This is a genomic window from Natrarchaeobaculum sulfurireducens, from assembly GCF_003430825.1.
Lineage (GTDB): Archaea > Halobacteriota > Halobacteria > Halobacteriales > Natrialbaceae > Natrarchaeobaculum > Natrarchaeobaculum sulfurireducens.
In genome coordinates, this window is sequence record NZ_CP024047.1 from 1,650,221 (window position 1) to 1,671,520 (window position 21,300).

General features: G+C 60.2%; 17 protein-coding genes, 1 tRNA gene and 1 pseudogene. 13 read left to right on the plus strand and 6 right to left on the minus strand.

Annotated features, from left to right (window positions below; translation table 11 throughout):
• Positions 1 to 72: 72 nt before the first annotated feature.
• From trpD to trpG, 4 genes are read left to right on the plus strand one after another with little or no spacing between them, the layout of a single operon-like run.
• A complete protein-coding gene (gene trpD, locus AArc1_RS09400) occupies positions 73 to 1,095 on the plus strand; it encodes an anthranilate phosphoribosyltransferase (protein WP_117364129.1) in 1,023 nt (340 codons plus the stop codon).
• Positions 1,092 to 1,757, plus strand: a complete 666-nt coding sequence (locus AArc1_RS09405; protein WP_117364130.1) for a phosphoribosylanthranilate isomerase — start codon at positions 1,092 to 1,094, stop codon at positions 1,755 to 1,757. Before trpD ends, AArc1_RS09405 begins: the two co-directional genes overlap by 4 nt.
• Positions 1,754 to 3,484, plus strand: a complete 1,731-nt coding sequence (gene trpE, locus AArc1_RS09410) for an anthranilate synthase component I (RefSeq protein ID WP_117364131.1) — start codon at positions 1,754 to 1,756, stop codon at positions 3,482 to 3,484. Before AArc1_RS09405 ends, trpE begins: the two co-directional genes overlap by 4 nt.
• Positions 3,481 to 4,116: an anthranilate synthase component II gene (trpG, locus tag AArc1_RS09415; RefSeq protein WP_117364132.1), complete on the plus strand. Its 636-nt coding sequence runs from the start codon at positions 3,481 to 3,483 to the stop codon at positions 4,114 to 4,116. Before trpE ends, trpG begins: the two co-directional genes overlap by 4 nt.
• A 33-nt stretch (positions 4,117 to 4,149) precedes the next feature.
• Here trpG and AArc1_RS19030 read toward each other — a convergent pair whose 3' ends face one another.
• Positions 4,150 to 4,326, minus strand: a complete 177-nt coding sequence (locus tag AArc1_RS19030; protein WP_186336679.1) for a hypothetical protein — start codon at positions 4,324 to 4,326, stop codon at positions 4,150 to 4,152.
• 432 nt (positions 4,327 to 4,758) lie between these two features.
• Between AArc1_RS19030 and AArc1_RS09420 the strand changes: the two genes are divergently transcribed.
• Both AArc1_RS09420 and AArc1_RS19035 read left to right on the plus strand, forming a co-directional pair.
• Positions 4,759 to 7,905 carry an adenosylcobalamin-dependent ribonucleoside-diphosphate reductase gene (locus AArc1_RS09420; protein WP_117364133.1) on the plus strand — a complete coding sequence of 1,049 codons (3,147 nt, stop codon included), beginning with the start codon at positions 4,759 to 4,761 and terminating at the stop codon, positions 7,903 to 7,905.
• A gap of 96 nt (positions 7,906 to 8,001) precedes the next feature.
• Positions 8,002 to 8,178, plus strand: a complete 177-nt coding sequence (locus AArc1_RS19035; protein ID WP_186336680.1) for an HVO_2523 family zinc finger protein — start codon at positions 8,002 to 8,004, stop codon at positions 8,176 to 8,178.
• A gap of 23 nt (positions 8,179 to 8,201) precedes the next feature.
• Here AArc1_RS19035 and AArc1_RS09425 read toward each other — a convergent pair whose 3' ends face one another.
• On the minus strand, positions 8,202 to 8,915 hold the full coding sequence (locus AArc1_RS09425; RefSeq protein ID WP_117364134.1) for a TVP38/TMEM64 family protein: 714 nt from the start codon (positions 8,913 to 8,915) through the stop codon (positions 8,202 to 8,204).
• 99 nt (positions 8,916 to 9,014) lie between these two features.
• Here AArc1_RS09425 and AArc1_RS09430 point away from each other — a divergent pair, with 99 nt between their 5' ends.
• The gene (locus AArc1_RS09430) at positions 9,015 to 9,407 is read left to right on the plus strand and encodes a DUF5830 family protein (protein WP_117364135.1); all 393 of its coding nucleotides are present in this window, start codon (positions 9,015 to 9,017) and stop codon (positions 9,405 to 9,407) included.
• Between the two features lie 39 nt (positions 9,408 to 9,446).
• Here the strand turns inward: AArc1_RS09430 and AArc1_RS09435 are convergent, their stop codons facing one another.
• Entirely contained in the window at positions 9,447 to 10,559 is a 1,113-nt protein-coding gene (locus AArc1_RS09435; RefSeq protein WP_117364136.1) for a DUF7115 domain-containing protein, read from the minus strand.
• Positions 10,560 to 10,664: 105 nt separating this feature from the next.
• Between AArc1_RS09435 and AArc1_RS18705 the strand changes: the two genes are divergently transcribed.
• A tRNA-Met gene (locus tag AArc1_RS18705) sits at positions 10,665 to 10,818 on the plus strand.
• Between the two features lie 154 nt (positions 10,819 to 10,972).
• Here the strand turns inward: AArc1_RS18705 and AArc1_RS09440 are convergent.
• The gene (locus tag AArc1_RS09440; protein ID WP_228442420.1) at positions 10,973 to 12,355 is read right to left on the minus strand and encodes an HsdR family type I site-specific deoxyribonuclease; all 1,383 of its coding nucleotides are present in this window, start codon (positions 12,353 to 12,355) and stop codon (positions 10,973 to 10,975) included.
• A 483-nt stretch (positions 12,356 to 12,838) separates the two neighbouring features.
• Between AArc1_RS09440 and AArc1_RS09445 the strand changes: the two genes are divergently transcribed.
• From AArc1_RS09445 to AArc1_RS09455, 4 genes and pseudogenes are all read left to right on the plus strand, one after another.
• On the plus strand, positions 12,839 to 13,438 hold the full coding sequence (locus AArc1_RS09445) for a hypothetical protein (RefSeq protein ID WP_133412342.1): 600 nt from the start codon (positions 12,839 to 12,841) through the stop codon (positions 13,436 to 13,438).
• Positions 13,439 to 13,505: 67 nt separating this feature from the next.
• Positions 13,506 to 14,333: pseudogene (locus AArc1_RS09450) on the plus strand (IS5 family transposase).
• Positions 14,334 to 14,766: 433 nt separating this feature from the next.
• On the plus strand, positions 14,767 to 15,642 hold the full coding sequence (locus AArc1_RS18480; protein WP_133412343.1) for a hypothetical protein: 876 nt from the start codon (positions 14,767 to 14,769) through the stop codon (positions 15,640 to 15,642).
• A 524-nt stretch (positions 15,643 to 16,166) separates the two neighbouring features.
• Positions 16,167 to 16,610 carry a hypothetical protein gene (locus AArc1_RS09455; protein ID WP_161958290.1) on the plus strand — a complete coding sequence of 148 codons (444 nt, stop codon included), beginning with the start codon at positions 16,167 to 16,169 and terminating at the stop codon, positions 16,608 to 16,610.
• On the opposite strand, the gene AArc1_RS09460 is transcribed toward AArc1_RS09455, so the two are convergent.
• Both AArc1_RS09460 and tnpA read right to left on the minus strand, forming a co-directional pair.
• The gene (locus AArc1_RS09460; protein ID WP_117364139.1) at positions 16,607 to 17,761 is read right to left on the minus strand and encodes an RNA-guided endonuclease TnpB family protein; all 1,155 of its coding nucleotides are present in this window, start codon (positions 17,759 to 17,761) and stop codon (positions 16,607 to 16,609) included. The genes AArc1_RS09455 and AArc1_RS09460 overlap by 4 nt on opposite strands.
• Before the next feature lie 2 nt (positions 17,762 to 17,763).
• Positions 17,764 to 18,153 carry an IS200/IS605 family transposase gene (tnpA, locus tag AArc1_RS09465; protein ID WP_117365849.1) on the minus strand — a complete coding sequence of 130 codons (390 nt, stop codon included), beginning with the start codon at positions 18,151 to 18,153 and terminating at the stop codon, positions 17,764 to 17,766.
• 113 nt (positions 18,154 to 18,266) lie between these two features.
• On the opposite strand from tnpA, the gene AArc1_RS19365 reads away from it, so the two are divergent.
• Positions 18,267 to 21,185, plus strand: coding sequence for a hypothetical protein (locus tag AArc1_RS19365; protein ID WP_228442421.1), 2,919 nt, complete (start codon positions 18,267 to 18,269; stop codon positions 21,183 to 21,185).
• The last annotated feature ends 115 nt before the right edge of the window (positions 21,186 to 21,300 follow it).

Below are 21,300 nucleotides of genomic sequence, written 5' to 3' on the forward strand. Positions count from 1 at the left end.
GGGCCGGCGATACGCTTAATACTATGTACTGATTTGAGCATTACAAGACAACTACGTACATTGGTGTTCACTATGCAGGAATACGTCGAACGGGTGACCGACGGAGCGGACCTCTCACAGGCCGACGCTCGAGCGGCCTCGGCGGCCGTCTTCGAGGAGGCGACAGAGGCACAGATCGGCGCGTTACTCGCCGCGTTGCGCGCGAAAGGAGAGACGGAAGCCGAGATCGCTGGCTTCGCCGAGGGGATGCGCGAGGCCGCACGGACGATCGAGCCGGACCGCGAACCCCTGGTCGACACCTGCGGGACGGGTGGGGACGACTACGACACGATCAACGTCTCGACGACGAGTGCGATCGTCGCCGCCGGAGCAGGAGTCCCGATCGCGAAACACGGCAACTACTCCGTCTCCTCGTCATCCGGTAGCGCCGACGTCCTCGAGGAGGTCGGCGTCAACGTCGAGGCCGAACCAGCGGCCGTCGAGGCGGCGATCGAAGCCGACGGGATCGGCTTCATGCTCGCGCCGGTGTTCCACCCGGCGATGAAAGCGGTCATCGGCCCGCGAAAGGAACTCGGCATGCGGACGGTATTCAACGTCCTCGGACCGCTGACGAACCCTGCGGGTGCAGACGCACAGGTCATCGGCGTCTATGACCCCGAACTGGTCCCCGTTCTCGCCGACGCGCTCGCTCGCATGGACGTCGAACGCGCACTCGTGGTCCACGGCTCCGGGACCGACGAGATCGCCATCCACGGGGAAACCATCGCTGCAGAAGTCGACGGCGAGTCGGTCGAGCAGTACACCCTCGAGCCAGCCGATTTCGGACTCGAGGTCCACTCAATCACGGACATCGCGGGTGGGTCGCCAACGGAGAACGCCGCCGACATGCGCGGCATCGTCGACGGCGACGTTACCGGCGCGAAACGGGACGTGATCCTGGTGAACGCCGGCGCGGCGATCTACGTCTCGGGCGAGGCCGACTCGCTCGAGGAGGGCGCCGAAATCGCACGCGAGGCGATCGAAACCGGCACCGCTGCGGCGAAACTCGAGCGGCTCCGCGAGGCGACGGTAGAGCCGACGGCGGAGGGACGATGACGCGGGTCAAAATCTGTGGCGTAACCACCAGGGCCGACCTCGAGACCGTCGCCGACGCCGGTGCAGACGCCGTCGGCATCATCTGTGACGTCACCGTCGACACGCCGCGGGAGGTCTCACTCGAGCGTGCCCGTGACCTGATCGAAGCTGCCCCGCCGTTCGTGACGACCGTGCTTGTGACGATGGCGACGGATCCCGAACGGACGATCGAGCTGGTCGAAACGGCCACACCGGACGCGATTCAGCTCCACGGCGAGGTTGACCGAGACGCCATCGACTCGCTCCGGGCCGCGACTGGCGTGACGATCCTGCTTGCAGCCGACGCCGAGGACCTCGCCGACGCCGACCGGTACGACGACCTCGTCGACGGGCTGGTCGTCGACAGCACCGACGAGGACGGTGCCGGCGGCACGGGCGAGACCCACGACTGGGAACGAACGCGGACGGCGGCGACACACCTCGAGTCGCCGGTGATCCTCGCCGGTGGGCTCGAGCCTGATAACGTCGCCGACGCCATCCGGGCGGCCGAGCCGTTCGCCGTCGACGTCTCGAGCGGCGTCGAAGCCGAGGAGGGACGCAAAGACCCAGACGCGGTACACTCGTTCGTCGCCCGTGCGGGTCGGGCAACGACCGTCGAGCCCGAGGTGAGTCCGTCACCATGACCGGCACCGAGCCCCCCTCGAGTGAGTCATCGGAACTGGTATCACTCGACCTCGACCGAGCGGCCTTTCGCGAGCACGCCTCCAGTCCATCCGACAGACCGGTCGTCGTTCGAACCGTTGCGACGCTCGACGTAGAAACGACGCCACTATCGGCGTACGCGGCACTGACCGGCCGCTCACCTTCGAGCGACCGCGAGCGCTCGCCGTACGCGTTCTTGCTCGAGAGTGCCGAGAAGACGGCCTCGAGCGATCCCGATGGCGCGTTCCGGCCGAGTTCGGCGACCGCCGAGCGACACGCCCGATTCTCCTACGTCGGCTACGATCCCGACGCCGTCGTGACAGTCGGACCCGACGGGACCGACGTCGAAGCACTCTCTGCGGACACGCCGCAGGATCTACTCGAGGTGGACACCGACGGCGATACGGTCGACGCGCTCCGGGCGGCGATGCCCGACGTTCGACTCGCCAACTTCCCCGACCACGACCGCCAGCACTTAGAGGGCGGACTCGTCGGCTTTCTCGCCTACGACGCCGTTTACGACCTCTGGCTCGAGGAGGTCGGCCTCGAGCGGCCCGAGTCGCGGTTCCCGGACGCACAGTTCGTCCTGACGACCAAGACGCTCGCGTTCGACGAACACGACGGGACGGTCTCGCTGGTCTGTACGCCGATCCTCGAGGACGGAGACGACCCCAACGCGGTGTACGATGAACTCGAGGCGGAGGCGGCCGCGGTCGCGGGAACGCTGTACGGTGCCGAGCCGCCCGAGACCGGCGGCTTCGTCCGTGAAGACGAGGTCGCCGGCCCGAAAGACGAGTACGAAGCACACGTGCGACGAGCGAAAGAACACGTTCTGGACGGCGATATCTACCAGGGCGTGATCTCGCGTACCCGCGAACTGTACGGCGACGTCGACCCGCTCGGCTTCTACGAGTCGATGCGCGAGGTGAACCCCTCGCCGTACATGTATCTGCTCGAACACGACGACCTGACCGTCGTCGGCGCGAGCCCGGAGACGCTGATCTCCGTTCGCGGTCGCGAAGTGATGTCCAACCCGATCGCAGGCACCTGCAACCGGGGGACGAGTCCGGTCGAGGACCGACGACTGGCGGGCGAGATGCTCGCCGACGAAAAGGAGCGTGCCGAGCACACGATGCTGGTCGACCTCGCGCGAAACGACGTCCGACGGGTCTCAGAACCGGGTTCGGTCCGCGTCGAGGAGTTCATGAACGTCCTCAAGTACAGTCACGTCCAGCACATCGAGTCGACCGTCACGGGGACGCTGGCGGCGGACACCGACGCCGCCGAGCCGCGCTCGGCTGCTCGGGAGACCTCGTCTCCCGACGCGTTCGACGCAACCAGAGCCTCGTTCCCGGCCGGAACGCTCTCCGGCGCGCCGAAAATTCGCGCGATGGAGATCATCGACGACCTCGAGACCACGCCCCGTGGCCTCTACGGCGGCGGCGTCGGCTACTACTCCTGGACCGGCGACGCCGACTTCGCCATCGTGATTCGCACGGCAACGATCGCAGATGACGGCGACAACCAGCGGATTACGGTTCAGGCCGGTGCGGGACTGGTCGCCGACAGCGACCCCACGGCCGAATACGAAGAGACTGAGAAGAAGATGGGTGGCGTGCTCTCCGCCCTCGAGGCGATCGAGACGTCAGCGGATTCCACCGTCGAAGAGTCAGCCGACACGCTCGAGTCACCGGAGGTGAGCCGATGAGCGCACCCGCGATCGGCGAGGACGACGCGAGCGAAGACGCAGCCAAACCGCTCACCGTGTTATTCGTCGACAACTACGACTCGTTTACGTACAACCTAGTCGAGTACGTCAGCCAACAGGCGGGGACCGAAACCGAGGTCGTCAAGAACACGGCCTCGCTCGAGGAAATTCGAGCCGTCGGTCCCGACGCCATCGTCATCAGCCCCGGGCCGGGCCACCCCGAAAACGACCGCGACGTCGGTGTCTCGGCAGCCGTCCTCCGCGAGCTAAGTCCCGAAATCCCGACCCTCGGCGTCTGTCTCGGGCTCGAGGCGGCAGTCTACGAGTACGGCGGGACGGTCGGTCGCGCGCCCGATCCGATCCACGGCAAGGCGTCGGCGGTCGACCACGACGGCGAGGGCGTCTTCGACGGCCTCGAGCAGGGCTTTCGGGCGGGTCGGTATCACTCGCTGGTCGCGCTCGAGGTGCCGGAGTGCTTCGAGGTGTCGGCGACCGCAGAACACGGAGACGAGACGCTCGTGATGGGGATTCGCCACCGCGAGTACCCACTCGAGGCGGTGCAGTTCCATCCCGAAAGCGTGCTCACGGCCGTCGGTCACGACGTGATCGAGAACTTCTTGCGTACTGTCTGAGCGGTCGGGGTGGAATGTGAAGTCGTTGGCCGGTCAGAACGGCAACCCGACGAACCCGGTAGCATAGAGCGCTGCGAGTATCACGGCAGCGACGATTCCGACCCGAATAGCGATTTTGATCGCGATTTTGATCGCGATGACGGCGACCGCGAAGGCGGCGAGTACGGCCAGGGCAAGCAGAATCGTCCCCGACGACAGTGGTTCGAGCATACTCCAGTCCCCGTAGCGAATCGACGTAATCTTTCTGGATGCCGTGACTAAAATGAGATCGTGACAACCGGTCGTGCGTAGGGATGAGACGCCTACCAATCGGCGAGACGGGAATATTGACGGATACGGCAGTAGATCAGTCGTGCTCCTCTACTTTCACTCCGGTCTGAAAATCGTTAAGACGGTCGGTCACGTAGGTCCGTACGAACCCGGACGGGACCGTTTCAGCGGTCGCCGCCGAACCGGACCGAAACAAGAGAGAGCTATCTATGAAAGTGAGTTTGTTCTACTACAAGAAAAGTAGGACGACAACACCACGTTTTATGAGGGATGCATGAATACCGAACCTTCGTCACGAATGATGAGAGCCAGGACCCGGATTTGTAACAGAATCGCCACCCGACGGCGGGATAGCTACGAGGTGTCCCGCGCATGAGCCAGCAGGACCTCTCTGCGGAGGAGTTAACCCTCCCGATCAAGCGCACCGAGGGAGAGACCCTCGAGGAGCGCATGACTGCCAACGCCTACCATAACATCCTCCCCGCACGCTACCTGCGTAAGGATGCAACCGGCGAACTCGTCGAAACACAAGAGGAGCTCTTCGAGCGCATCGGCCAGAACATCGCTCTTGCGGAAGCCGTCTACGAAGCCGACAATCAGGACCTCGAGATCACCGTCACGCCAGAGCAGCTCAAGCCCGGCCATCCGCGCCGGGACGAACTCGCCGAAGAGGTCTTCGGCGACGGCGTCACGACGGACGACAGCGAGGGATCGGAGATCCCTCGAGAAGACGGCGAAGCCGTCGACGACGTCGAGATCACCCTCAGCGAGGAGAACGTCAACAAGTTCGCCTACGACACCGTCGTACCGGAACTGCCCGACGAAATCCGAGCGCACGTCGAGGACGTCGCCGAGACGTTCATCGAGGGGATGGAGACGCTTTCGTTTATGCCGAACTCGCCGACCCTGATGAACGCCGGCGACGAGCTCCAGCAGCTCTCTGCCTGTTTCGTTATGAGCCCCGACGACGACCTCTCGAACATCCACGAGACGGCAAAGAAGGCCGCCGAAGTGTTCCAGAGCGGTGGCGGTGTCGGCTACGGGTTCTGGCAGCTCCGTCCGTTCGGCGACTCGGTCGGTTCGACCGGTGGCATCGCCTCCGGCCCGATCACCTTTATGCGGACCTACGACCAGCTCTGTGAGACGATCGCTCAGGGCGGCACCCGACGTGGCGCCCAGATGGGCATCATGCGAGTCTCTCACCCCGACGTCATCGAGTTCATCCACGCGAAGAACAAGGACGTCTCGCTTGCCCACACGCTCCGACTCAACGACCCCGACGACTACACCTACACGACGTTCGCCGAGGCACTCGAGGAAGCTCGCGAACTCATCGACGACGACGGTCGCGTCCCGAAACACCTGCGAAACGCCGTCGAGGGCCACCTCTCGAACTTCAATATCTCCGTCGGCGTCACCGACGCCTTCATGGACGCCCTCCAGAACGGCGAGGAGTACGTTTTCACCAACCCACGGACTGAAGAACCCCACATCGCTACCGAGGAAACCAAGGAGATGTACAGCCGGTACGACCTCGGCGAGCACGTCGAGGTCGGCGAGCCGCTGTCGATCCCTGCCGAACTCATCTGGGGGCGAATCGTCGAGGGCGCCCACGAAAACGGCGAACCTGGCGTCATCTATCTCGAGCGTGTCAACAAAGAACACTCATTCGACGTCGAGGAGCATCCGGACCACCGCATCCTCGCGACGAACCCGTGTGGCGAACAGCCACTCGAGGAGTTCGAGGCCTGTAACCTGGGTCACATCAACCTCTCGACGCTCGCGGACTTCGAGGCGCCCGACTGGCGCGTCTGGTTCGACGAGCACGGCGACGAGTACGACAGCCAGGAAGCAGCCGTCGCCGCCTTCCTCGAGGAGGCCATCGACTTCGAGGAGTTCGACGAGCGCATCGAGTACGGCACCCGATTCCTCGAGAACGTCGTCACGATGAGTGACTTCCCGGTCGAAGAGATCGAGGAGAAAGTCCGCAACATGCGCAAGATCGGGCTGGGCATCATGGGACTGGCCCAGCTGTACATCCAGCTTGGCATCCGCTACGGCTCCGACGCAGGCAACGAGGTCGCCCGTCAGCTGATGACCCACATCAACCACGAGGCCAAAGCGACCAGCCACGAACTCGCACTCGAGCGTGGCTCGTTCGCCGAGTGGGACGACTCGAAGTACGCGACGCCGACCGAGTACCGCGAGTGGTTCGAACACCAGACCGGCGAGGACGCCGACGACTGGGAAGGCGGCTTCCCCATTCGCAACCACAACGTAACGACCATCGCCCCCACCGGGACGACGTCGATGGTCGGCAACACCACGGGTGGCTGTGAGCCCATCTACAACGTCGCGTACTACAAGAACGTCACCGACGACGTCCAGGGCGACGAGATGCTCGTCGAGTTCGACGACTACTTCCTCCGGGTGCTCGAGGCCAACGACATCGACGTCGAGACGGTCAAAGCAGAAGCCCAAGAGCAGATGGCCACCAACCAGTTCGAGGGCGTCGAGGGCCTCTCGACGGTGCCAAACTCGATCGGCGAACTGTTCGTCATCACGAGCGACCTCTCGGCGAAAGACCACGCCGCCGTCCAGTGTGCCTGCCAGGAGGGCGTCGATTCGGCCATCTCGAAGACCGTCAACGCGCCCAACGACTCGAGTCTCGAGGACGCCAAAGACGTCTTCGAGTGGGTCTACGAGAACGGCGGCAAAGGTGTCACCTACTATCGCGACGGCACCCGGAGCAAACAGGTGCTGACCACGCGTGCCGACAACGCCGACTTCGCAGACGAGACCGAAGCCGCGGCGGCACTCGTCGAACAGATCGACGAGATCTTCGGCGGACTCGAGCAGTTCTTAGAGAGCGAGGACGTCCGCGAGGCCCTCGAGGCCGACGTCGACTCCCTGGTCGGTGGTGACGCCATCGAGGTTCACTACACGGAAAAGCGCGACCGACCGGATGCCCTCCAGGGCGTCAGCCAGCGCATCGACACCGGCTACGGGAAGATCTACGTGACGATCAACGAAGATCCCGAAACCGGCCAGCCGTTCGAACTGTTCGCGAACATCGGCCACTCTGGCGGCTTCACTAACTCCTTTACCGAGGCGCTCGCGAAGGTCATCTCGACCTCGCTGCGCTCGGGCGTCGACCCCGATGAGATCGTCGACGAACTCTGTGGCACTCGCAGCCCGAAGGTCGCCTGGGACAAGGGCGAACAGATCCAGTCGATCCCGGACGCCATCGGCACCGCGATGCGTCGCTATCTCGACGGCGAGATCGACAAGCCCTATCCGACCCAGCAAACGCTCGAGGAATCCGCCGACGCTCGAATCACTGAGCACGACGAACACGAGACTGACGGCGGGGCGGCCACCATTGACAGCTCGGACGACGCCACACAGGACCTCATCGACGCCGGCGAGTCACCCGAGTGTCCCGACTGTGGTGCACTCTCGCTGTACTACTCGGAGGGGTGCAAAACCTGCGAGTCCTGTGGCTGGAGCGAGTGCTGACCGGCTGAATCACTGACCACTCGATTTCCCACGTTCTCTTCTCTCGAGTTTAATTGCGCGGACAAGGGTTAGTATCGGTCAGCCTGAAGACACAGTATGGCTGCAGACAGTGACCGATCGGACGAACCGAAAAGACCGGCGGACGCCTCTCGAGAACCGGCATCCGGTGCACCGACCTGTCCACACTGTGAGACACCGCTGTACAAGCGACACTGCAAGTACGTCTGTCCCCAGCACGGCCCCATTATCGACTGTAGCGATCCTTTCCGGTGACGGCGTCTCGGGTTCGAGACGACTCAGCTATCGACCGGCTGCCCCGCAGTTCGGGCTTCCGTTCGGGCCTGGAGAACACGGTAGAGCGGCCCCGCGAGCAGTACTCCCGCCGCGAGGAGGCACGCGGCCGTAAGCGCCAGGCCGAGCTCGCCAAGGCCGCCCGTCGTGATCGTCGCCGCAGAGGCGCCGACGATAACTGCTGCGACCGTCCATGGTAGTTCGCCGATCGCCGTTCCGATGACGAGATGGCGAAGTCTCACTCCGGAGGCAGCCGCAGCACACGTCGAGACGTCCGATGGGATGGGTGCCAGCCGTGAGGCGGTAACGCCGCGGATCGGCCCCGCGGTTCGGTAGTATCGCCTGATCGCATCGCCGGCTCGAGCGAGGAGATCGGAGTTTCGGGCCGTTGCACTCGTCGAGCAGTCGGCTGGGTCGACGAGCCAGCGTGCGGCGAAAAAGACCGGGGTAACGGTCACGACGACGCCGACGAGTGCGATCGGCACGCCGAGACTAACGCCGTATCCGTAGCCGACGACGATTGCGAGCGGCGTCGTTGGCCAGGCGAACAGCGGCCGAACCAGATAGAGTCCGGCCACGACGGCACCGAACAGGACCGGATCGGCAGCGAGCGACTCCACGGCGCTGATGGCCGCCGCCGGCGACACGACCACTCCCGCCCCAACGATCACGGTGACGAGGATCGCTCCGACGATCGCTCGCGTCGGTACCGTCGACATCGATCGGAGTTTCCACTCGACGGTTGAAGCCTTTGTGCCTCGAGCGTCGGAGAGATCCGGACACAACGTTTATTCGCCCCGCGACGACACCACAGACCGATGGATCGTGACGAGCCCGAAGCCGACCAGGACGAGCCGGTCGACGACCGCGTCGCCCTCGGCCTCGCGTTGCTCGAGCGTCTCGAGCACGAAACGCTGTCACTCGCCGAGGTCGTCGACCGGATCGAGACTGTCACGAGCGATCCGACGGCGACGCGGACGATTCTCGACGAGGCAGAACTCCGAGGGATCATCGAACGCGAAGACGGTATTATCCGCCCGAAAAGCCGCCAGTACGTCAGCTTCGATCGCGACGTGATCACCAAAGAAGGCGAGTTCTCCTGTCGGCGCTGTGGTTCGAGTCTCTCTACAGGCTACTTCATCAGGCTCGACGCGGGCGAACTGGGGCCGTTCGGCTCGTCGTGTATTCGAAAGGTAACCGGCCGGGAGTGATCGGGCGACGAAATCGTCCGGACGTGAGAATTGGATCTCCTAGCGGCCCTGTCTGAGTTCGTCGATCAGCTGTTCGATCGTCTCCTGTTGGGCTTCGATGAGGTCGGTTTGACGGTCGACAGCGTCTTCGAGTCGCTCGATCCGCTCTAAGAGCGCCGGATCGGCACCCGACGAGATAGCGTCGGCCGCGTCGGTCACGTCGGTCTCGGTCGTGACGTCGGCCGTCTCGAAGACGTCACCGGGCTCGACCGGTTCGGCCGAATCCGGTTCGTATTCCGGCTCGTCTTCGCGTACGGTAGGTTCGGTTTCGGCCCACGTCTGTGGCCCACCGCTGTGGCTGCCTGGTCGATTCGTTTCAGCATCGGCCGGGTTCGTGACGGCCGATTCACCGGCGACCGACGCGTTCGAGGACGTGCGTTCGCCGTCGACCTCGAGTTCGGGCGGGTCGGCAGACAGTGGCTCGACGCCGTCGCCGAAGTCCATCGACGCACCCCCATCGTCGGTGTCGTCCTCGTCGTCGACCAGTGCGTTGAACTCCTCGAGCGAGTCGACGTCGTGATACTCGAAGAGGGCACGCTGGAGTCGCTCGCGGAGGTCGGCTGCCTCCTCGTTCGGTGCCTTGATCCGCTGTGGGCGACCGTCGACCTCGAGGACGATCTGGGTTGCGACGCTGCCGTCTTCGAACGAGAGGTTCGTGACGTCGCCGAAGTGAAACTCCTCGTAGTCGCCGTCCCAGACGGCCCCGCCGATATGCTTGACGAGGCGTTCACTGGTGAGTATCAGCGTCAACTCGCTGAAGCGGTATGTCTGGACGACGGTCTCACCCGGATCGGTAATCTCGTTGCCGTTCAACACGCCCGCCAGCACCGGGTGGAGAGCACGCTCGGTCTTCTTGGCGGGAATGGTGAACTGCTCGGTTCCTTCGAGTGGGTACTCGAGGGTGAACTTGGTCTTTCGACGGCCTTCCGAAAGGGTGAGGCGGTCGGCGTCGTGGGGATATTCGTCGACTGATTCGTCACTCAAGAGACCGTCCGCTCGATAGACGAGTGTACGCGTAGGGGTAACGAAAAGTTCGTCCTCGCCACCGAGAGAGACTCGGGCTGCGATCTCCTCGTTGTCGAGAGTAGACTGGACGATTCCGGGAACGCTCATATGTCGCGGTATTTCGCACGAGCCTGTGATAAATCCGTGGGTCCCCGTTGCACAGCGACGCCGAATGGGAAGCTTAAAGAAACGGACGCTACTACGAGAAAGTGAGCCCGGGTGGCTTAGCTGGACATAGCGCCGCACTCATAGGGTTCAGAGATTCGGTGCGGTTTCGCCTTGGAAGCCTCCGTGTCCCCCATCGAGGACCGCCGAGCCTCGAACCTGGGACATGCGGAGATCGAGGGTTCGGAGCCCTCCCCGGGCACTTATCAAATTTTATCATTCCCTAACGACTACCCAGTATAGCGTTCACACTGGATACTGTCGCTCTTCGGTCGTTAGTCACCTCGCGATCGTTTCGTCTCCTCCGATAGCGGTGGTCACCTGGCGGAGGTGGGAACGGTGACCGCTCGAGCGCGTCACGACCCGCCTGCTCGTCGACTGGTCGATCCCGTGGAGACGAAAGCCGAGTGCCCGAACCGGTCCTGTAGGCGCTTGATCCGGATCGTCTTCGTTCCCGGTGCTCGACGATACTTCTGTCCGTACTGCGACACCCGTCTTCGCAGTGATCTCGTTGACGGAGGTGCGCCGTGAGCCACGTGGCGACGACCCCGCACGAGTGCGAGGGCAACCTCATCTTCACTGAGAACGGCCTGAGCCCGTACTGGATCGTCGGCAAGCTCCTCACGTCCGGTTACGGCGGCTTCTCCGGCGAGATCGAGACGGAAGTAATCGACGATGAGCCCGTGATTCTTCTCGGGGAAGGGCCGATTGACGCGGGTGATTACCTGGAGCAGGTTGTGCTCTTTCAGCGGCTTGTCGAGATACATCACCTGGGCAACCGGTGCGTCGAAGCCGGTGAGCAGCATATCACAGACGACCAGGAGCTCGACCTCGCCGTAGGGATCGACGAACTCCTCTTTGTACTTCGAGAGGTCGGTGTCGCTCGGTGCCCACTGCTTGACCTCCTCGGGGTCGTTGTGGCCGTGGGAGATGACGACTCGAGACTCTGGGCCGTTCAGGTCGTCGAGCTTCTTCTTGTACTCGATCGCTGCTCGTTTGCTTGTCGTGACGACCATCCTCTTGAACGGGCGAGCGATTTCGTTCTCGGAATGCTCGACGATGTCGAGGGCAACTTCTTCGATCCTCGACTCGGCTTCGGCAAGATCGCGCTCACGAGCATAGCGCTTCTGTATCTCGGCCTTCTCTTCCTCGGTTCGATCTTGAAAGACGCGGTCGAAGAGCCGATCGAGGTTTGCCCCCTCGAGATGGATGTCGGCGAGTCGGCCCTGGTAAAGGATCTCGACAGTGGTGTCGTCCTCGAGCGACTGGTCGATGGTGTAGGTGTCGATGTAGTTGCCGAACGTCCGGCGGGTGTCCTTCTCTTTCTTTTCGATCAACGTCCCGGTGAAACCGATGTAGAAGGCGTTCGGCAGCGCCGTCCGCATGTGGTTCGCTAGCTTCTTGTACTGCGTCCGGGGGGCCTCGTCGACCATCATGTAAATGTCGCTCTCGCGAGAGAGGACCGGAAAGTCACCCTTCTCGTCGTCGTGGAGCTGGAACTTCTGAATGAGGGTGGTGATCGTTTCGCCCGCGTTGGTGCTCAGCTTCTCGCGGAGGTCGTCCATGTCCTCGGCCTTCTTCGGGTTCGGAAAGCCACAGCGCTCGAAGGTGGCGCGTATCTGGTCGTCGAGTGCGGTTCGGTCGGTCACCAACAGCAGCGTCGGGTCAGGCTTTGCTCGTCGCAGTTTCAACCTGATCGTGATCGGTTTCCTGAGACGAACGCAGACACCGCGGTGCATAATTGACCATGATTCGACGAAGGGAAGTGTTCATTGCGCTGTGCCTTTGGGTCATCATTCTACGACACATTCTTTTATACCCTAACCGTCAAAATTATAACTTCTAATTTGAATTGTATAGTTGGACCAAATCCATGAGGAAAATAACACGGGCAGGACAGTCAATCAGTCAAGGCGACAACGATTCACCGATAACAGATACATGAGGCGGCGTCACTTCATCGTCGGTCTCGGAACCGCCACGGCGCTTACCGGCCCGGCTCTCGGCCAGCCTCCAAACCGGAACAATAGGGGAGACCCAGTCGAGAACGTCGATACTGGTGACACCTACGATGCGATACAGCCAGCTGTTGACGAGGCCGAAGAGGGTCACACTATCGAAGTGACATTGGCAACCCTCTTCCAGGAGACTGTAACGATCGAGACGGATTCACTCACGTTGCGGGCGGAAGCCGACTCGCGCGCGCGCGGATGTTTTCGGGAGTGGATACCGTCGCGGTCAAAGAGAGCGGAAACTCCTCGAGGGAGATCGACGGCGACGGTGATAACCTCGTTCTCACAACGACTGGCAACGCCCAACCCACCGTAACAGGGACCTTCGAGACCGTGTTTGTCGAATCGAAGGGTAATTCCCAACCCGAAATCGAGGGAGAAATCGAGCAATTGTACGTTGATGCACGCGGGAACGCAGCCCCGAATATCAGGGGAGACGTCGATAAGCTAACCGTAGTGACGAAAGGGAACGCACACGTAGGCGGCGTGAGCAGCGCCAGCGAGTATACGGAAGTCTCCGAATTCAATTCACAACCAGTACTCGATGGCAGCGTCGAAATTCGTGCTTCCGGGGTCGCAGTCGACGGGTTGGACATCGACACCGACGCGGTTGGAATCGATATTTGGCAGGGATACGGCGATACGACCAGCCTGTCGAACAACGTCGTTTTTGGCACCGACGAACTGGTTGTTGAAGAGGATGACGTTGCCGTCAAAGGGGCCGGGGTTCAGGTTCGGACTGCTCCGGAGACGGAGGAGGTGTCACTGGGCGGTGCCGAAGAGAAGAATCTGTTCGTGGGGCACTGGTGAATCGCCATACTGCGTCGGCTTCGACCGTTAGAACTAGGAAGATGAAGCGGGAAACCGCCGATGCTCTATGTCGAAGATCTCCCGCTTCACGAGCAAAGTGGTTCAGTTAGCTAAAAATGCTGTTGGTGGCTGAGGCGAAGTCGCCGCCCCCGAAGGGGGTGGCGGCTTCGCCGACTACGCTGTCGTATCGTTGCATTGTCTGCGGGTTTACTTGGAGAAGTCCTACCGAGAAGCGTTGGATCTGCTAAGCGAGATGCCACATATTCTCGTGGAGATCGGCCTTGAACCGGCCGATCTCCCCGACCACTCCACGCTAGTGAAGTGGTTTGATAGAATCAAGACAGCACTCTGGCGAGTGCTGCTGCGCCGACAGGCGCAGCTGCACGAGCCGAGCGGTCACGCTGCCATCGACGCGACGTTCTTCGACCGCGAAAACGCGAGCAAACACTACTGCCGTCGGACGAATTACCGCGTTCAGACGCTCAAAGCAACAGCTCTCATCGATACAGAAACCCAAGCCATTCTGGACGTTCACTGTACGACAGAGAAACGCCACGACACACAGCTCGGCTGGCAGGTCGCCCGACGCAACGCGGGCGACCTCGCCAGTCTCGCTGCGGACAAAGGCTATGATTGGATGGAGTTACGCAAGAAACTCCGCGAAGAGGGCGTGAGACCGCTGTTTAAACATCGTGAGTTCCGGCCCATCGACCACGCGCATAACGCGCGGATCGATGGGCCTCGATACCGCCAACGAGCGATGTGTGAGACCGTCTTCTCCACGATCAAGCGCACGCTCGGCGACGCCGTGCGTGCGCGATCCTGGTACGGCGAATTTCGTGAACTCATCCTGATGTGTGTCGTTCACAACATCAAGCAGTCTCTAAACCCGTGAAATCAAGCTACGTCTGGCGATTCACCACGGCCGAAGTACCCAACGATCGGTAACAGGTTGGCAACGACTATCGCGCCGAACTCGAAGTGGTCGCCCTCAGTTCGTTGCTTGTTCTCCATTCGAGCTATATAATCAGATAATGATGTTATTATGAACTTCGGTACATTCTGACGACGCATTCAGTGAGAAGGGATCCTATACTGATCGTTATAGGGCCGGTCGAGATTATGGATAAGGGTGATTCTATCCAGCGCGTCACCGCCGATCTGACGGATGACTAAATACCACGCACTGCCAGTGAAAGCAGCTTTCCACAGTGAGTGATCTGTCCAATATTCGCACCAATATCGAACTCGCCCAGATGCTCGTTGTGGAATTCCCCACAGGTAAGACAAAAAGATTTATTAAATAATAGTTAGAATGTATTCATTGCATGACGGATCAAAAAAGACGTCGCGTGTTGAAGGCAATTGGTGCTTCGAGTATATTCGCCGCTAGTAGCATTGGAGCGACAACCGCTTCAGAGACTGAATATGATATAGAAAAGATTGAATTATCTTCTTCTGAAGAAAAGAAATATTCTCGTGAAGCGTTCTCAAACAAAGCTGTAGAGGAAATGGTCGAGTTCCTTCGTGAAGAAAAAAGCGAAGAAATTCTAAAGGATGATCTTGATGGATACAGGGTACAGATCACCGGTGACGAAGAAATTAATCCTTCTGAATATGTGCTTTTGACAACGACGATAAATGATTCCGGTGATGAGGTCTTTACTATTCAAGTGATAGAAGGCGATGTCTATGTGACAGCGATAGTGGATGGGTCTGGTTACAAGAGTAATCTAGAAACCATTGATTCCGATAATGACCTTTCAGCACAAGAGAAGAATCCAGAGGGCTATAATGTCGTAGATTCTTTAGAGTGGAATGAATATCAGGAGAAGAAGACAGATAATAATCAGATTATAATGCAAAGTGGTATGGATTGCGTACGTTCCTTCACATTTAATACTAGGGTTGGGACAGATGACATTCCACAATGGCTTTGTACAGCTGTAGCGGGGGCAGGTGGTCTTGTCCTAACACTTCTCCCTGAACCAGGTTCAACAGCAGGCGGAGTCGGTGTGATAACATTAACCGCCACTTCAACCGGTTGTGTCGTGACTCACGAATTTGACGACGATAGTGATATTGATTTATCCGATGGAGTTGATATCACGATTTGTCTAGAGGCATACATGGATTGTGACATTAACAGTTACCCGCCAAAAGTTGATTGTTCGCCTGATCTATCGGCTTATGTGTCTGACTAATATTTATAACTAATAAGTGAATATCTCACATATCATAGAAAGAAATAACTCGTCTAACTGAGAAATTGGATTAGAAAATAATTGAATATGTCAAAGATCAGTTTTAATTACCCCGAGGGAGTGTTTTTAATATTAGGTGTTGCGTTAATGGTGCTACCAGAATATATCCTTCCAATATTTGGATTTAATCAACAATCATGGACACCAACAGTGACATATATTGGTGCGGCCCTGATATTCATTGGAGTGGCCATTATAATTATAAATGCTATCAGATAGTGCCTGGTGTGAACAAGACCTATTGTAACGTTTGTTGACTTTTCCTAAAATTGGCCCTCAGGTCGGCTTCTATGGCACCGTGAACCCCGGTGATTTGCTCGTTTCGATCACAATTAACGACGGTGAGCCTGTCAAAATTGAGTATCCATATGAAAACACCGGCTCTGGTGAATCACTAGACGGCGGCGACTTGACGTGTAGAATCACGTCGCTCAAGGCGTCACACTGGAACGTATTTACCAAGGGTGTCGAGGATTCACACAATGACGAAGCGAATTGACGCACTCATAGCCCTAGTAAACCACCGGAACCCGACGCTGTATGGCGATTCACCAAAGCCGTTCGTGGAGAATTACGTCGGCGTCCTCGTCCTTGACGATGACGGTGAACTCGCCGATATCGATACCGGGCCGATCCGGGAGAACAATCGATTCTATGACAACAAGCTCGCGGTCGCGCCGTTACCCCAACGTCCGGACGAAGACCTAAATCTCGATGTCTTGGACGACATTCCGGTCGAAGTCGTCTCCTCCGAACTCGACGACGAGGGCGCGATCATTGCGGATCTGCCGAGCGTCCCGATCGATGAGGACGAATCAAAGCGTATGCTCTCCCTGTCGGTTCGACGGAAGTCGGCCGGGACGGTGGAGTTCGCTCTCGATCCGGAACTGACATCCTCCCACGGCTAAAGCCGTGGGGTTCCCCCACTGGGGGTTGAACCCACGGATACGGAGAGGTTCGCAGGTTCGTCGTCACGGTGGACGATGACCTGCGTTTCGGGCTGTGCCAGTACAGCCCCTGCCTCGGACAGCGGTTTCGAGAACTTGCCCAAGGCTCGTTTGCCGATGTTCAGCGCACCGTTCTTGTCGGCGTTGTCGTCCAGCCCACACTCGGGACACTCGAATCGTCCCTGCGTCTCACGGACGCCCTCGCAGGCACAGCGGTTGCACGTCTTCGAAGTGTCGTATTCTTCGACCAACTGTACGTCGATGCCCGCGTCGTGGGCTTTGTGCTCGATGTAGTTGAGCAGGCGGGCGAACGGCATCTTGTGGGTCTTGTCGTTGACGTACCGCCCTTTGTCGTTGTCCTTGCGAACCCCGCCGAGGTCGCCCACGACAATGATTGCGTTCCGTTCTTCGGCGTCCTCCACGATCTGGCGAGCAATCTTGTGGAGGCGGTCGTCCACCTTCCGCGCTTCCGCGTCACCGATACGCTCGACCACCTGCTGTCCCTGTCGGGGCTTCGCCTTCCCGATGGACTTCCGCAACTGCTTGTAGTGTTCGCGGATACGGCGCACTTTCTCGCCGTAGAAGGCGGTCTTGCGGTCGGAGAGGAACGCGCAGGTAGCGACCCACCGTGCGCCCATGTCGATAGCCAGTACGTCGTCGTACTCGTCTTGGACGGTCACAGACCGCTTCACGACGAGATGGACGTACCAGTCACCGTCACGGTGTACCAGTTCGCTGTCTCGAACGTCGCCCTCACGGACGAGTTGTTCGTCTTTGTACGGGACGTGGGCGGGACACCAGATGGAGTTGCCCCGTCCACGCTCGGGGTCGTAGACGGGAACTTTCACCCACCACGACGAGAGAACGGTGTCCTCGTCGTAGGACACGTCGAACACGTCGTTGCGGAGAACGACAGGCTGTTCGGTGTCGGGGTTCGGGTCTTTCTGTCGCTGGACTTTCGACGCCTGCTGGTCGGTCGCGGAGTAGAGGTCGGCGTCTCCGCCGTGAACCTCGGTCTGGAACGCCTCGTACTCACGGGTGAGCAGGTCGGCTTTCCTGTTGGTCAGCGAGTGGAGTTTGACCCGCACCGTGGTCGAGACGTTCCGTTGCATGACTACTCACCTGCTTGGGCGTCGATGTACTCCTCGATGACCTCGCTGGATACGTCGCCCGCACTCGAAACGAAGTACGAGCGCGTCCACAGCGACGGCAGGCCGAAGTCGAACTCGTCCCGAAGTCGGCGCGAGGAGTAGCCCTTGACCTGTTGCATTATCTTGTTCGGGGCGAGCGTCGGGTCGCCCGTGATGAACAGGTGTACGTGGTCGGGGCGAATCGCCAACTCCAGTATTTCGAGGTCGAGTTCGTCGGCTTTCTCCTCGATGAGTTCTTCGAGACGGTCGCGTACCTCGCCCTCAAGCACCGATTTGCGGTACTTTGGGCACCAGATGAAGTGGTACTGGAGTTTGTGGACGTTGGTACGTTCCCTGTCGAACCCACGAGGCATTGTCAGTATATAGAGCATCTTCACCTAAAGATGTTGCGCAAGCATCCAACCCCAGCCGTGGCTACGAGCGTGGATAGATTCCCAGTTGTCGGCTTCATCCCACCCGTAAACGGGTGGGCTTTCGCCTCGCTACCGCTGTAACGTTCGATGACCCCGACCTTCCAGACGCTTACGAACCGATCAATGGCGGGGGATTCGAGATCGATACCGATCTCGAGGAGGACGAAATCGAGGTCGTCCGGTTCTCGTTTTCGGTCGACAGAAACGAGCTCGAAGACCCACACGATCTGGCACTCCAGCGCCAGGTCGACGGCACCTTCGAGCAGGTCAGGACGGTTCTCGTAAGCGAAACGCCAACTAGTTACCAGTACGTTGCCTTTACCAGCGGGTTCTCGTTGTTCCAGCTGGCCGAATTCGACGAAGGAGGCGTCGGCGGCGCAGGGAGAGAACTCGAAGGGACCATCATCCTTCCCGATCCGGTGGCTCTACCAGAAGGGTCCGTAGAGGAAACGTTCCTCCGGATCGAGGCCTCGAAGGGGATCGACACGCTTGACATCGATTCGATGGATTCGAAGGTCACCATCGACGACGAAATCACGATCGACCTAAGTGATGAGTCCGCAGACGACCTCCCGGAGAATTTTGTGGATCTGTTCGAGATAACTAATGCCGGTTCCGAGTCCGTCACGCTCAGGACGACCGCCGGGTTGTCGAACGTCGACTTCTTCAACGTTCCAGAGGGAACGTCAGAAGACCTCGTCGAGATGGACACGTTCGACGCTCTTGAGCGATTGATCGGCCTGCACGAGGAGGTACAGGAGATCAGATCAGCTCAAACCCAGTTGAACGCCGGCCAGCGAGTCTCCTCCGGCCTGTCGGTCGACTCGACGGCACCCGACGACCAGTTCTGGTTCCAGATGTTGCTACCAACGCTGGTCGAGGGCTCTGGGGAGGCATTCGACCCGTCCGATCAAAACGACAGCATACCCGCTAGCTGTCCAAACGACGAGTTCCCCGTGCTGTACCCAAAGGAGTACGGCTACAACGATTCGAGATTCTGGAGTTGGGTACCGGGCATCGGCGACGGCGTTCCGGACTGGATCCCGGACGACCTCGACGACGATACGAGGGTGTTCCGTATCCCGGCGACGTTGTCGGCACACTGGCAGAGCGAATCCGCTACGAGCGGTCGCGTGACCGTCATCGTTGACGCGGAACCGGGGCCCGAAGGCGAACTGGTCGCGCTCTATGACAAAAATGGCATCATCGGTGACGAGGGCGAACTCAGAACGCTGCCGATCGCGAGCTTCTACAGCGAGGACGATTTCTCCGATGGATCCGTCGACGAGGAGTTCGACCTGGTGTTCACGTCGGAGACGGACTGTGAGCCGCCGTCGCGCTCTGTGGATTTAGTGACCATGGACCGGGTGTTCAGTGACGTTGGGGAGATCGTCCTGGACGTCGACGTCGAGGGCGAACTCGCGGAGAAAACCGGGGTAAGTGACTTTACGGCCACGCGGCAGTTTCACACGCTGGGTGATACGACCGATGAGGTCGTCGATACCCTCCTCGGAGAGACCTTCGAAGCGTTCATCAGTGGCGTGATCAGCGCTGCCCTACCGGGGCCGGTCATGACCTATCGGGCCGCACGCGCGCTCGCTACCGGTTCGGCGACCGGCGGGAGTGCCGGCGTCGAACTCGCTGCGTTCTGGTCGGGCGCCGATTCGCTGACGCGGGATCAGTCGCTTACGCCCCAGTCCCTGGTTGCGGACGGACTTGCAACGGGCATCGTCGGGTACAGCACATCGACGGAGATCGACGTTTCGAGACCCCTCGACGCGATTGGACTGGAAACCGGTGCCTACGGGCCGAGCTTCTACGTGTCCGATGATCCGGAACCGGTCTGTATCGAATCCGACCGCCGGACGCTCACCGTCGAAGGCCAGGTCACCGGCGGCCCCATGATCCTGATGGGACTCGATTCCGAACTGACTCCTGGGTCGAGCAACCACGGGCCGCCGGAGGAACACGCCAAGATGGTCGAATCGATCCTCGATAGCGTTACGAACGACGGCGAGGGGATCCTCGTCCTCGGCGGGAATCCCGATAGCAACCCAAACATCGTCGACTACTGGGAGGGCGACGTCGGAAACGATCCGCGCGTCGACGAACCGGTGACGTTCGTCAACGAAAGCGACGACATTCGTGACGTCGACTTCGAGGGGTACGCGATGATTGGGATCGTCAGCAGCACGGGCCAGATCAGCAACGGCCTCGTCGACAGCGAGAACCAGGCGCTCATCGACCGGCAAAACGACATCGCGGAGTTCGTAAATAACGGCGGTGGACTCCTGGGTAAGACCCAGGACGGCCTCAACGACTCCTGGGACTACGTCAGCGAGATCGCGGACATCGATCCGATCGAAACAGGCTTTTCGTCGGTAGACGTCACGGCAGCAGGGGAGGAACTCGGGTTAACACAGAGCGGTATGGATGGCTGGTGCTGCTATCACGAATCGTTCGAGGAGGACTCGATACCCGACTTCCTCGACGTCCTGATACGGAACGCACAGCGAAGCGATCGGCCGCCCGCCGCCGTCGGCGGCGATCGGGTCGTCATCCAGACCGCGGTCAAGCTCGAGATCACGACCCCATCGGTCGTCGAACCCGCATCGTTCACCGACCTCGAATTCTCGCTCGCAAATAGGTCGGACGAACCCGGCGGGGACGTCCGACTCGAAATCGAGATCACGAGCGAGGATGGCGTCTCCGAAACCGACGTCGAGTTCGCGAGCGGAGACGACCTCGAGGAGGACGACGGCACGCTGGTCGGCGAACTCACGGACGAACCGATCGAGTTCCCGCCGGACCTCGATTTCGACCTCACTCGGGAACTGGCATTCAACGAAACCGGGTCCTTTGATCTCGTGGTCACCGTCGTGGACGACGAATCTGACGAGGCGGTCGTCGCGCTCCCGTTCGGGATCAAGAGCGTCGACACCGGTGAGGATCTGGAAATCTGCGAGGGATAACTCACGAACCCGCTCCGCCCGGCGTGGGTCGGCCTGACCGGAAGTGGCTACCGGGGCGCGGGTTCAGTTCCAGCGTCTGGAACCGGGTACGTGCCGTTGTGGGAGTCGATCTGGT